General features: G+C 56.6%; 11 protein-coding genes. 1 reads left to right on the forward strand and 10 read right to left on the reverse strand.

Going from position 1 to position 13,691, the window contains the following annotated elements; genetic code table 11:
• Position 1 precedes the first annotated feature (1 nt).
• A complete protein-coding gene (locus ABJM11_RS11915; protein WP_348293510.1) occupies positions 2-685 on the reverse strand; it encodes a GntR family transcriptional regulator in 684 nt (227 codons plus the stop codon).
• Positions 686-958: 273 nt separating this feature from the next.
• Here ABJM11_RS11915 and ABJM11_RS11920 point away from each other — a divergent pair, with 273 nt between their 5' ends.
• A complete protein-coding gene (locus tag ABJM11_RS11920; RefSeq protein WP_348293511.1) occupies positions 959-1,888 on the forward strand; it encodes a GGDEF domain-containing protein in 930 nt (309 codons plus the stop codon).
• Here the strand turns inward: ABJM11_RS11920 and rluB are convergent, their stop codons facing one another.
• From rluB to ABJM11_RS11965, 9 genes are all read right to left on the reverse strand, one after another.
• Entirely contained in the window at positions 1,889-2,857 is a 969-nt protein-coding gene (rluB, locus tag ABJM11_RS11925) for a 23S rRNA pseudouridine(2605) synthase RluB (protein WP_348293512.1), read from the reverse strand. It lies immediately after the preceding gene.
• 36 nt (positions 2,858-2,893) lie between these two features.
• Positions 2,894-3,556: an SMC-Scp complex subunit ScpB gene (gene scpB, locus ABJM11_RS11930; RefSeq protein ID WP_348293514.1), complete on the reverse strand. Its 663-nt coding sequence runs from the start codon at positions 3,554-3,556 to the stop codon at positions 2,894-2,896.
• 40 nt (positions 3,557-3,596) lie between these two features.
• Positions 3,597-4,442 carry a ScpA family protein gene (locus ABJM11_RS11935; RefSeq protein ID WP_348293515.1) on the reverse strand — a complete coding sequence of 282 codons (846 nt, stop codon included), beginning with the start codon at positions 4,440-4,442 and terminating at the stop codon, positions 3,597-3,599.
• 29 nt (positions 4,443-4,471) lie between these two features.
• Complete coding sequence (locus ABJM11_RS11940) at positions 4,472-5,686, reverse strand: tryptophan--tRNA ligase (RefSeq protein WP_348293517.1); 1,215 nt, start codon at positions 5,684-5,686, stop codon at positions 4,472-4,474.
• A gap of 179 nt (positions 5,687-5,865) precedes the next feature.
• Positions 5,866-6,738 (reverse strand): succinate--CoA ligase subunit alpha, encoded by an 873-nt coding sequence (sucD, locus tag ABJM11_RS11945; protein WP_137434275.1) that lies wholly within the window; start codon positions 6,736-6,738, stop codon positions 5,866-5,868.
• Positions 6,738-7,904, reverse strand: a complete 1,167-nt coding sequence (gene sucC / locus ABJM11_RS11950) for an ADP-forming succinate--CoA ligase subunit beta (RefSeq protein ID WP_348293518.1) — start codon at positions 7,902-7,904, stop codon at positions 6,738-6,740. Before sucC ends, sucD begins: the two co-directional genes overlap by 1 nt.
• 175 nt (positions 7,905-8,079) lie before the next feature.
• A complete protein-coding gene (gene lpdA / locus ABJM11_RS11955; RefSeq protein ID WP_348293520.1) occupies positions 8,080-9,519 on the reverse strand; it encodes a dihydrolipoyl dehydrogenase in 1,440 nt (479 codons plus the stop codon).
• Between the two features lie 36 nt (positions 9,520-9,555).
• Positions 9,556-10,806 (reverse strand): 2-oxoglutarate dehydrogenase complex dihydrolipoyllysine-residue succinyltransferase, encoded by a 1,251-nt coding sequence (gene odhB / locus ABJM11_RS11960; RefSeq protein ID WP_348293522.1) that lies wholly within the window; start codon positions 10,804-10,806, stop codon positions 9,556-9,558.
• 25 nt (positions 10,807-10,831) lie between these two features.
• Positions 10,832-13,669: a 2-oxoglutarate dehydrogenase E1 component gene (locus ABJM11_RS11965; protein ID WP_348293523.1), complete on the reverse strand. Its 2,838-nt coding sequence runs from the start codon at positions 13,667-13,669 to the stop codon at positions 10,832-10,834.
• Positions 13,670-13,691: the final 22 nt, after the last annotated feature.

Here is a 13,691-nt window from a genome sequence, read left to right on the forward strand (position 1 = left end):
ATCAGGCGCTCACCTCTTCCCTGAGAATACTCAGTACCTGTTGGCGTTGATGTTCCCCAAACTCGCAGATGGCCTGTTCAAGGCCGGGGGAGTCACCCCGCACGGCAGCGTCCGCAAGCTGGCGGAAAAAGCGACCGGTCTGTTCCAGTTCGTCCCTGAAGTTCTCCAGGGCGACGAAATAGGTGCGGCTGATCGCAGGCCGGAAATTTTCCAGCGTCTCCTCCAGAAACGGGTTTTCCACCAGGCCGTAGGCGTACCGCATAACCCCGAACCCCGCATCAATCACCTGTTCAGCGGCGTCGCCGCCTGAGGAGTTGAGTGCCTCAATAACCGCCTGCAGCTCGCGGACCTGCCCCATAACACCGGATAACTGCTCACCGGACCAGCGCTCGAGTACCTTGCGGCCCAACATGCATAGCAGATCGATATAGATATCGTAGAGACTGTTCACAAGTTCCGGCGTCAACCGGGAGACAACGGCGCCCCGGCGCGGAAAAATCTCGACCAGATGGCGGCGCTGGAGGATCAGCAGGGACTCCCGCACGGAGCCACGGCTGACATTGAGCTCTCCGGCCACCTTGAGTTCCTGGATGCGTTCGCCCGGCCTGAGATCACCGGTAACAATTCGCTGCCCGATATGCTGGGCTATCTGCTCGGAAAGACTTTCGGGGGCCTGAAACCTCATAAAGTTCGTCGCTCACTCACTACTGGCAGCAAAGAATAAGCGCAGAAGTTTACCACAGCCATAAGCAAGCCCAATGCCCTTGTCGGACATTTTAACGATCCGGTTGCCACGGCCAGTGGTTGCCGGTTTATAGACGCAGAGTTCAGGCAAATCATTCGATCAATTATAAACCACTTTATAATTGATTCTCAGGAGTATGTTTTTATTGTATTTTATTATTGTGGCCTATTATTTGCCTCAAATTGCAAAAATAGCTTTTACAGGCCGCACAGAGTGAAACATATCCCAACGATCAACAAGTCCGGACCTCAACCCCAGAAGTTGGCGGCGCTCAGGCAGGCTCACCGGGAATGGAGTGAATCCCCGGACGCCCTCACCCGACTGACCCGCAGGCTTTCAACAACACTGAACCTGGAAACCCAGTTGGCCATCCTGGCGGAGGAGATCAGTTCTGTGGTGCCCGTCGACTGCATGAACTATCGCCATCAGATAGCGGCACGGGAATTCGTGTACGCGACTGGCATGGGCGGGCCTCATCGTTGTGATTATCGGCTTAACCTCGAGGGCAGTTTTTACGGCACCCTGTCGTTCAGTCGGCGCCAGAGGTTTGCCGAGCAGGAAATGGAAGGCATTGAACTGATGCTGGCAGCGGCTATCTGCCCGATCCGGAATGCCTGCCAGTTCATTGCCATCGAACAGGCAGCACTGACTGACTCACTCACCGGAGTCCCCAACAAGCGGGCGATGGACGAGGTTATGGCGCGTGCGTGCTCCCTTGGCGATCGCCATGGCGATGATTACTCGCTGATCCTGTGCGATCTGGATCACTTCAAAGACGTTAACGATCAACATGGCCATGTGGTGGGAGATCACATACTGAAGCTCGCAGCTGTGGAACTGGAAAAAGCCGTGCGTAACTCAGACAGCGTTTATCGCTTCGGTGGCGAAGAGTTTGCCATTATCCTGCCCCACACGGACGAAGTTCATGCGCGGGCCGTGGCGGACCGGATTCGCGAGTATATAAGGACGATTTCGGTTAACTGTGGCGACACCGATGTATCGGTCACGACCAGTTGTGGGGTTGCCCAGCGCCTTCCTGATGAAAGCGCTGATCATTGGCTGGCACGTGCCGATGAGGCCCTGTACCGGGCGAAAGACCATGGTCGTAACTGCACCAGGGTTTTCGCCGCTATCGGAAACTGACTATCGTTTCGGTGACTTGCGCGCCGGTTTGCGTGATGGCTTCTGCTCGGCGCCGGAGCCATCCACCTGCCAGCGGGGGTTGCCGGATTTTCGGGGCGCGGAACTCGGCTGTTTCCGGCGCTGGCGATCATGAACCTTCTGCTCGGATGGCGTTTTCGCAGGAATCTCGACAGGCTTCAGGTCCACTACCTTGCTGAGTGAGTCTACCGCTTTCTGGTCCAGTTCCTCCCACTTGCCGACCGTCAGTCGGCTCGGCAGGAAAATTGGCCCGTAACGCACCCGCTTGAGCCGGCTGACCCGAACGCCCTGTGACTCCCATAGCCGCCGAACTTCCCGGTTACGACCTTCCAGCAGGGTGACATGGAACCACTGGTTTATACCTTTACCGCCGGCTTGGGAGATGTCAGAGAATTTTGCCATGCCATCGTCCAGCAATACGCCTTCCGACAGGCGCGTGATCATGGCTTCGTCCACCTCGCCAAACACCCTCACCGCGTATTCACGGTCAATTTGCCGGGACGGGTGCATCAATCGGTTGGCCAGTTCCCCGTCGGTGGTGAAAAGCACCAGACCGGTGGTATTGATATCAAGCCGACCAATGGCAATCCAGCGATGGTCGCGAAGCCGGGGAAGGCTGTCGAAAACGGTCGGGCGACCTTCCGGGTCACGGCGAGTGGTTACCTCTCCTTCCGGCTTGTTGTAAATCAGCACACGCCGGAGCACTTCCGCGCCGGCTGCGATATCAAGGCGCTTGCCGTCCAGTTCAATGCGGTCACTGACGGAGGCTTTCTGCCCCGGCTCCACTGGATTGCCATTAATGACCAGGCGCCCGGCCTCTATCCAGCCCTCGACTTCCCGACGTGATCCCACGCCGGCCCTCGCCAATAACTTCTGAATACGCTCCGGGCCGGAAACGGTGCTTTCTTCCGGCTTTCTGTTATCCGGCTTACGGGGGCGATCTGCCGCCATGAATCTGTCCTTACCAAGTGGCCGATGCCGATGGCATCAGTGAAGTGTCTTCCTAGGCGACGATTCCGGGGAGGTTTCCCCGCCATCATCACCAGCATCTATGGCAGGAGATTTAAATTCGATCTCCGCCTGCATGTTTTTCTCGATTTCCCGCCCGATTTCCTCCAGATCCCGGATTTCCGAAAGCGGAGGTAACTGGTCAAGCCCCTCCAGGTTAAAATAATCCAGGAACTGCTTTGTGGTGGCATACATGGCTGGCCGGCCAGGCACGTCCCGGTGCCCCACAACGCGCACCCATTCACGCTCAAGCAACGTTCGAACGATGTTACTACTGACCGTTACACCTCGGATATCCTCGATTTCGCCCCGGGTAATGGGCTGGCGATAGGCAACCAGCGCCAGGGTTTCGAGTAATGCCCGTGAGTAACGCTGGGGCTTTTCCTCGAACAACCGTCCAACCCAGGGTGCATACTCTTCCCGGACTTGCAGCCGATACCCACTGGCTACCTTTCTCAGTTCAAACCCACGGCCCTGACAGGATTGCTCTAGCAACACCAGCACATGCTCCATGATCTGGCGGGCCGGACGCTCGTCTTCCCCGAACAGCTCCCGCAACTGATCTACCGACATTGGCTTGCCGGCGGCAAGCAGGGCAGCTTCGGCGATTGCCTGAAGTTTTCTGAGGTTTTCTTCGTTCATGGTTCCACTACCAGGTATCGGATTGCGCGAGGCCGGATCGTCAGCTGGATGCTCTGGCCCGGACATGAATCGGGCCGAGGACCTCGGCCTGCACCACTTCTATAAGCTGCTCCTTGACCAGCTCAAGCGTCGCCAGGAAGCTGACGACGACACCCAGTCGACCTTCCTCCGGCGTGAACAGGCTCTCAAAGGTCACGAACCGGTCGTCCTGCAACACCGACAGAATCGCCGACATGCGCTCGCGGGTAGAGAGCCTTTCCTTTTCGACATGGTGGCTGGTAAACAGGTCGGCCCGTTTCAGCACCCCCTGGAGCGCAAGGAGGATTTCCCGCAGGTCCACATCGGGGTGCGGCTGGCTGGAAGGCATCTTCGGCAATGCCGCCGACCCCGTAAAGTTGTCCCGCTCCAGGCGGGGCAGCTGGTCAATGTCTTCAGCGGCCTGCTTGAAGCGCTCATACTGCTGCAAGCGGCGGATCAGCTCAGCCCTGGGGTCAATTTCGTCCTCATCCTCGGTTTCCTGACGCGGGAGCAACATCCGGGACTTGATCTCCGCCAGTGTGGCAGCCATCACCAGGTATTCTGCCGCCAGTTCAAACCGCATGGCCTCCACGGCGCCAATGTAATCCATGTACTGCTTGGTAATTTCGCTGACATCGATGTCCAGAATGTCCATGTTCTGGCGGCGGATAAGGTACAACAACAGATCCAGTGGACCTTCAAACGCTTCCAGAAACACCGCAAGGGCATCAGGTGGTATATAAAGGTCACGGGGAAGGTCAACCACCGGTTTGCCGGAAACCCGTGCCAGCGGTGCCTGGTCAGCAGCCGGAACCGATATCTCTGCCGCTTCCTCCGTCGCTGCCCTGCCCGCGGTATCGTCTGTCATGGAGCCTCCACAATCGTCATCACCGATGTTCAGCGGTAGCTCAGCCCCATCGCTGCCCGGACTTCCTCAAGGGTATCCCGCGCCGCGTCACGGGCATGTTCACAGCCTTCTTCAATGATGGCGTGAACCAGATCCGGGTTGCTCTCATACTCCCGGGCACGCTCATGCAACGGGCGCTGTTCCTCGACAATCGAGTCAATCAAAGGCTTCTTGCACTCCAGGCAGCCGATGCCCGCGCTGCGACACCCCACCTGTACCCACTCCTGGGTATCGGCGTCGGAATACACCTTATGCAACCCCCACACCGGGCACTTTTCCGGCTCGCCCGGGTCCGTCCGGCGCACGCGCTGGGGGTCAGTCTGCATGGTGCGGATTTTCTGGGCGACGCTGTCAGGATCTTCCCGCAGGCCGATGTAATTGTTATAGGACTTGGACATTTTCTGTCCATCAAGCCCCGGCATTTTCGATTCCGGCGTTAACAATGGCTGGGGCTCGGGCAGAATCACCTTGCCCCCACCCTCGATATAACCATAGAGCCGTTCGCGATCGCCCAGGGAGATGTTCTGCTGCTCCTTGAGCAGGGCACGGGCAGTTTCCAGGGCGTCCATATCGCCCTCTTCCTGATAGCGCTTTTTCAGGGTACGGTAGAGTTTTGCGTTCTTCTTTCCCATCTTGACGATGGCGCCCTCCGCCTGTTCTTCAAATCCCGGTTCACGACCATAGATATGATTGAAACGGCGGGCAACTTCCCGGGTGATCTCTACGTGGGACACCTGGTCCGCACCCACAGGCACGCGCCCGGCCCGATACATGAGGATGTCCGCGCTTTGGAGCAACGGATACCCCAGGAAGCCATAGGTGGCCAGGTCTTTCTCACGCAGTTTTTCCTGCTGGTCCTTATACGTGGGTACGCGCTCCAGCCAGCCCAGAGGGGTTATCATCGACAACAAAAGGTGCAGCTCGGCGTGTTCCGGCACCTTGGACTGGATAAACATCGTGGAGGAACCAGGGTTAACGCCGGCCGCCAGCCAATCGATCACCATATCCCAGACACTGTCCTGGATACCGCTGGGATCATCGTAGTTGGTGGTAAGCGCATGCCAGTCGGCTACGAAGAAGAAACACTCGAATTCATGCTGGAGTTTTACCCAGTTCTTCAGAACACCGTGAAAATGGCCAAGGTGCAACTTGCCGGTGGGACGCATGCCGGACAAAATCCGTTGCTGGGAATCGACAGAACTCAAAGCATGAACTCCTTCTGTTATAGGGAACAGCCATCATATTGCAGGCTGACCGGGCATTATAGTCTTATGTGATCCCGGCGTTAAGGTACCATTTAAAACCTGTCAACGGCGCCTGGAAACAAAAAGCCCCCGGAAGTCCGCAAGGCAGACCCGGGGGCTTTCTTTGAACCGGCGGTATTTTACCAGCCAGTCACTTCTTTCAGAGCCTTGCCAATTTCGGCCAAGCTACGCACAGTCTTGACACCGGCGTCGTTCAGGGCAGCAAACTTCTCGTCTGCCGTACCCTTACCACCGGAAATGATCGCACCGGCATGCCCCATACGCTTGCCAGGAGGCGCTGTCACACCAGCGATGTAGGCAACCACTGGCTTGGTGACATTTTCCTTGATGAAGGCAGCGGCTTCTTCCTCGGCGGTACCGCCGATCTCGCCGATCATCACGATGGCCTCAGTCTGAGGATCGTCCTGCAGCAGTTGCAGGATATCGATGAAGTTGGAGCCCGGAATCGGATCACCACCGATACCGACACAGCTGGACTGGCCGTAGCCGAAGTCCGTCGTCTGCTTGACCGCCTCGTAAGTCAAGGTGCCTGAACGGGACACAATGCCCACTTTGCCCGGCTTGTGAATATGACCCGGCATGATACCGATCTTGCTCTCACCCGGCGTGATCACACCCGGGCAGTTGGGCCCGATCATACGAACGCCTTTGCGATCCACATACTCTTTTGCATAGAGCATGTCGATGGTCGGGATACCCTCGGTGATGCACACAATCAGCTCGATGCCAGCGTCCGCGGCTTCGATGATGGCGTCTTTGCAGAACGGAGCCGGTACGTAGATAACGGTCGCTTCCGCACCGGTCTTCTCTACCGCCTCACGCACGGTGTTGAACACCGGCAGACCCAGATGCTCAGTGCCGCCCTTTCCGGGGCTGACACCGCCGACCATTTTGGTACCGTACTCAATGGCCTGCTCAGAATGGAAAGTACCCTGTGCGCCGGTAAAGCCCTGGCAGATAACTTTGGTGTCTTTGTTGATCAGAATGCTCATTATTTACCCCCCGCGGCTTTAACGACTTGCTCTGCCGCATCGGACAGACTGGTGGCAGCGATGATGTTCAGGCCACTGTCGGCGAGTACTTTTGTGCCCTTATCGGCATTGTTACCTTCCAGACGCACAACCACAGGAACCTTGACGCCAACATCTTTCACGGCACCGATAATGCCCTCGGCAATCATGTCGCAGCGAACAATGCCACCGAAGATGTTGACCAGAACGGCCTTGACGTTGGAATCCGACAGAATGATCTTGAACGCTTCGGAAACGCGCTCTTTGGTCGCCCCGCCGCCTACGTCCAGGAAGTTCGCGGGCTGGCCGCCGGACAGCTTGATGATGTCCATGGTACCCATGGCCAGGCCTGCGCCGTTAACCATGCAACCTATGTTGCCATCCAGCGCCACGTAGTTGAGCTCCCACTTGGCCGCTTCCGCTTCCCGGGAATCTTCCTGGGAGGGATCGTGCATCTCGTGGATTTTCTTCTGACGGTAAAGCGCGTTGCCGTCAACGCCGATCTTGGCGTCCAGGCAGTGCAGATCACCGGCTGGTGTAATGACCAGTGGGTTGATTTCAAGCAGCGCCAGATCACGCTCTTCAAACAGCTTTGCCAGGCCCAGGAAAATCTTGGTGAACTGGCCAATCTGCTTGCCTTCCAGGCCCAGCTTAAACGCCAGTTCGCGGCCCTGGTACGGCTGCGCACCTACCAGTGGATCAACTTCGGCTCTCAGGATCTTCTCCGGGGTTTCTTCAGCCACCTTCTCGATCTCGACACCACCTTCGGTGGACGCCATGAATACGATACGACGGCTACCGCGATCAACTACTGCGCCCAGGTACAGTTCCTGGTCGATATCTGTAAGGGACTCAACAAGAATCTTGCTGACCGGCTGGCCGTTCTCGTCAGTCTGGTAGGTCACCAGGTTCTTGCCGAGCCAGTTTTCTGCGAAGGCACGGATCTCGTCCTTGCTCTTGACCAGCTTTACGCCGCCGGCTTTGCCGCGGCCACCAGCGTGTACCTGGGCCTTTACAACCCAGGCGTCGCCGCCGATTTCATCTGCAGCAGCCACTGCTTCCTTGGGGGTATCGCAGGCAATGCCCTTGGATACTGGCAGGCCATATTCAGCGAACAGCTGCTTGCCCTGATATTCATGCAAATTCATAGTTAATGTCCCGCTTTCTGATGGAGGATAACCACATACGGAAATTGAACCCGCTCTGAGCGAATTCGGTTCGGCGTGCCGGGGATCACCTCAGCACACCACAAACGCAATCGGAAACCAGCCGTTTTTATAGCAGCGGGGCGCCATCATTGGCGCCCCTGTTTCCTGATCTGCGTTACTTCTTTTTGCGACGGTTGGCGATGTGAATTGCACCACCGTCTACAGCCAATGCTGCTTCGTGCACGGACTCTGACAGAGTCGGGTGCGCGAAACAGGTCAGGGCCAGATCTTCTGCGCTGGATCCGAACTCCATTGCAATCACGCCCTGGGCAACGATTTCGGAAGCCTGCGGCCCCACCACATGGAACCCGAGAATGCGATCGGTCTTCTCGTCAGCGATGATCTTCACCATGCCGGTGGCGGAGTTTGCCGCCATGGCACGACCGTTGGCCGCAAACGGGAAGGTACCCACTTTATAGGCTTCGCCTTCGGACTTGAGCTGTTCCTCTGACTTACCAACCCAGGCGATTTCCGGGAAGGTATAAACCACGTTGGGGATACAGTCATAGTTGACCTGGGGCTTGTGGCCGGCAATCCGCTCGGCAACCATCACGCCTTCCTCAGACGCTTTGTGTGCCAGCATCGGTCCACGAACCACATCACCCACAGCCCAGACACCCGGAGCTTCGGTCTTGCAGTTGTCATCGACGAAAATGAAACCGCGCTCATCCATCTGGACACCAGAGTCTTCAGACAACAGGTTGTCGGTATATGGCCGACGGCCAACAGCGACAATCAGCTTGTCGAACTTGGCTTCCTGCTTACCTTTGGAATCCTCGTAGGTCACGTTAACCAGTTTACGCTTGACTTCGGCGCCGGTCATACGCGCGCCCAGCACAATGTTAAGACCCTGCTTCTGGAACTGTTTCAGCGCATCCTTGGCGACCTGTTGATCAACTACCGGCAGGAACGTGTCCACCGCCTCAAGTACCGTTACCTCGGCACCCAGGCGGGCCCAGACACTGCCGAGTTCCAGACCGATAACGCCGGCGCCGATAACACCCAGACGCTTGGGTACTTCAGTAAACTCCAGGGCACCCTCGGAATCAACGATGTGCTCGCCGTCAAAAGGCGCGGGCGGAATCTGGATCGGTTTGGACCCGGTGGCGATAATGACATTCTCCGCCTCATAGGTCTTCTTCTTGCCGTCCTTGTCGGTCACCTCAACCTTACGGTTGGCCAGCAGCTTGCCGTGGCCCTGGATCGAGGTCACCCCATTGGACTTGAACAACCCGCCAATACCGCCGGTAAGCTGGTTAACAATACCTTCCTTGCGCTCCATCATTTTGGCAAGGTCGAAACTGACGTCTTTGGCGACAATCCCCTGATCGGCAAACCCGTGACGGGCCTCCTCGTACTTGTGGGAGATCTCCAGCAGCGCCTTCGAAGGAATACAACCCACGTTCAGGCAGGTACCACCGAGCCGGTGCTTGCCTTCCTTGTCAGTCCAGGATTCGATACACGCAGTTTTCAGACCCAGTTGCGCTGCCTTGATTGCGGCAACATAGCCGCCAGGGCCGGCGCCAATGACGATTACGTCGTACTTGTCAGACATGTTTTATCCCGTTTATCCAATTCGTTAAGTGTCGGCTCAGACGTCCAGCAGAATGCGCGCCGGATCCTCAAGCATTTCCTTGATGGCCACCAGGAACTGCACCGCTTCCTTGCCATCGATCATACGGTGATCGTAGGAAAGCGCCAGATACATCATCGGCTGGATTTCCACCTTGCCGTTCACCGCCATCGGCCGCTCCTGGATCTTGTGCATGCCCAGGATTGCCGTTTGTGGCGGGTTGAGGATCGGCGTGGAAATCAGTGATCCGAAAATACCACCGTTGGTAATGGTGAAGGTGCCGCCGGTCATGTCTTCAATGCCAAGCTTGCCTTCTTTGGCCTTGGTTCCATACTCGACGATCTTCTTCTCGATATCAGCCAGGCCAAGGGCGTCGGTATCACGTACAACAGGAACAACCAGACCACGATCACTTGAAACCGCAATGCCGATATCCTGGTAACCATGGTAAACCATGTCGTTACCGTCAATAGAGGCGTTAACAGCGGGGAAACGTTTCAGTGCTTCCGTAGCGGCCTTGGTGAAAAATGACATGAAGCCCAGTTTGACACCATGACGCTTCTCGAAACTTTCCTTGTGCTGCTTGCGCAACTCCATGACTGGCCCCATGTTCACTTCATTGAACGTGGTGAGCATGGCGGCTGTCTGCTGGGCATTGACCAGGCGCTTGGCAATGCTGGCACGCAGGCGGGTCATCGGCACGCGCTTTTCAGGGCGCTCGCCAGAGCCGACATCCACCTGCGGCATATCACCGGCGGGCTTGGCCGACGGAGCTGATGATGAACCTGAAGACTTTCCGGCATCTATATGATTTTGAACGTCTTCTTTGGTAACACGTCCATCTTTCCCGGTGCCTTCAATAGCCTCGGGCTTGATGTCGTTCTCTTCTGCAAGCTTGCGGGCGGCCGGGCTGAGAATGGCCTCACCGGAGGAGCTGGAAGTGGCTTCGGACGATTCTTCAGCCGCAGCTTCCTTTTTACCTTCCTCTTTCTTGCCTTCATCTTTGGCAGCAGGCTTGGATTCGCCAGCGGCGCCTTCCTTGAACTTGCCGACCACTTCACCGCTTTCTACGGTGTCGCCTTCGCCCTTGAGTATTTCCTCAATAACACCATCAGCCGGAGCGACTACTTCGAGCACAACCTTGTCGGTTTCAATATCGACAATCAGTTCGTCACGGGAACACGCTTCGCCGGGCTGTTTGTGCCAGGTCGCGACTGTGCCTTCTGCGACCGACTCTGGGAATACGGGGGCTTTTATTTCAGTTGACATCTCGGGTCCTTAGTTCGGTAGCTCGTCAGATTTCAAACGCGTCGTTAACCAGTTTTTTCTGCTCTTCTATGTGGACGGACATATGCCCACAGGCCGGAGCAGCAGAAGCGTCACGACCGGCATACTGAAGATACAACTTCGGGTTTTTGCGATGCAGCGCATTACGCATATGGTGTTGGCTACAGTACCAGGCACCCTGGTTCATGGGCTCTTCCTGGCACCAGACCACATGCTTGAGCTTGGGATACAAGGCCAGTAGCTCATCCAGATCATCTCCCGGGAACGGATACAGCTGCTCTATACGAACAATGGCAACATCATTCCGCTCGTCAGCCTTCTTACGCTCAAGCAGGTCGAAGTATACCTTGCCGCTGCAAAGAATCAGGCGATCAACCTTCTTGGGATCAGAAGGCTCTTTCTCGGGCAGCACCGTTTTGAAGGTACCGGAGGTCAGATCCTCGAGGTCCGAGGTTGCCTCTTTATGCCGCAGAAGACTCTTCGGCGTAATGGCTACCAGCGGCTTGCGAAGCGGGCGCTTGACCTGACGACGGAGCATGTGAAAAACCTGCGACGGAGTTGTCGGTACACATACCTGGATATTGTGTTCTGCCGACAGTTGCAGGAAACGCTCGAGGCGGGCTGAACTGTGCTCGGGTCCCTGCCCCTCATAACCATGGGGCAGCAGCAGGGTCAGGCCGCACAGGCGTCCCCACTTGTGCTCGCCACTGGTCAGGAACTGGTCAATCACCACCTGGGCGCCGTTGGCGAAGTCGCCGAACTGGGCTTCCCAGACCACCAGGCCGCTCGGAGCGGTGGTGGAATAGCCGTACTCGAACGCCATCACCGCTTCCTCGGACAACAGCGAATCGTAGATCTCGAAATCCGGCTGGTCGTCCGCAAGATGCTCAAGCGCAATATGCGTTGAGCCATCCTTCTGGTTGTGCAGCACCGCATGGCGGTGAGAGAAGGTACCGCGACCGACATCCTGACCGGTAATACGAATCGGGTGGCCTTCATTAAGAAGCGTGGCATAGGCCATGATCTCGCCGTAGCCCCAGTTGATGGGCAATGCACCGGCCGTCATTTTTTCGCGATCAGTAATGATCTTGGACACCTGGCGCTGAATGCTGAAGCCTTCAGGCACGTGGGTCAGCTTCTTGCCCAGTTTCTGGATCGTCTTCAATGCAACACTGGACTTACACTTCGCTGTCCACTCATGCCCCAGATAAGGGGTCCAGTCTACATAGAGCTCCTTGTTGGGCTCCTTGACCAGGGCCTTGACCACGTGGTCGCCCTTGTCCAGCTCATCACGGTAGTCCAGCTCAATCTGCTTGGACTCTTCGTCGGTAATAATTCCGTCGGCGACGAGCTTCTCGGCGTAAAGATTACGAGTTGTGGTCAGCTTGCGAATCTTGTCGTACATCACCGGCTGGGTAGCAGCTGGTTCATCCGCTTCGTTGTGGCCGCGGCGGCGATAGCACACCAGGTCAATCACCACGTCATTCTTGAATTCGTGGCGATAATCCATGGCCATCTGGGTAACGAACATGACCGCTTCGGGGTCATCCGCATTCACATGCAGAATGGGGGCCTGGATCATCTTGGCCACATCCGTGCAGTATTCCGTGGAGCGGGCATCTTCCTGTTTGCTGGTGGTAAAACCGACCTGGTTGTTAATGACGATATGGATCGTACCACCAACACCGTAGCCCCGGGTCTGGGACATCTGGAAGGTTTCCATGACCACGCCCTGCCCTGCGAAAGCAGCGTCGCCGTGCATGATAATCGGGACACACTGGGTTCCGTTAGGATCTTCGCGACGCGTCTGGCGGGCACGGACAGAGCCCACAACCACTGGCGAGACAATCTCGAGGTGGGATGGGTTAAAGGCAAGCGCCAGGTGTATTTCACCACCTTCTGTCATCACGTTGGATGAGAAGCCCTGATGGTACTTGACGTCACCAGAGCCAGAATCCGCAAGCTTCTTGCCTTCGAATTCGTCGAACAGTTCTTTCGGGTTTTTGCCGAGGGTGTTCACCAGAACGTTCAGGCGACCCCGGTGCGCCATACCCAGAACGATTTCCTTGGCGCCATAACTGCCGGCCCGCTGGATAAGCTCATCCAGGCATGGGATCAGGCTTTCGCCACCCTCAAGGCCAAATCGCTTCACACCGGGATAACGGGAACCCAGATATTTCTCGAGACCTTCTGCTGCAGTAAGGCGTTCCAGCAGATGTTTGCGGGTGCCCGCCTCGTAATTGGGGCGCGAGCGGACCGGTTCCATCCGTTGCTGAAACCAGCGCTTGATCCGCGTGTCCACCACGTGCATGTACTCGGCGCCAATGCTTCCGCAATAGGTTTCGCGCAGCCCGTTAACAATATCCCGGAGCTTCATGGTCTCGGAACCGAAGTTCAGAGAACCGGTCTGAAACTCAAGGTCGTAATCTGCTTCCGAAAGCTCATGGAACGAAGGATCGAGATCTTCCACCTGAGGACGATTCCAGACGCCAAGTGGGTCAAGCTTCGCTTCCTGATGGCCACGAAAACGAAAGGCATTGATCAGCTGGAGTACACGAATCTGCTTCTTGTCCGCATCTGCGGTGGCACTGGCGGGCACACCATTGGCGGCAAGGAAACGCTGATTGCGGGAAATGTGCTCAAACTGTTGGCGAATAGATGAGTGATCTATATCGCGGCCTTTGTAGCCATCCACACTGGGAAGTTTATCGAAGTAGCTGCGCCATTCTTCGGGCACGGCGTTGGGGTCTTTCAGGTAGGTTTCGAAAAGCTGTTCAACATAGGCAAGATTTCCCCCTTGGAGGTGGGAAGTCTGCCATAACTGCTCCATTATGCTTTCGTGCATTTTGAATAGCTCACCTTGGGCT

The organism is Marinobacter sp. (assembly GCF_039977835.1).
Classification (GTDB): Bacteria; Pseudomonadota; Gammaproteobacteria; order Pseudomonadales; family Oleiphilaceae; genus Marinobacter.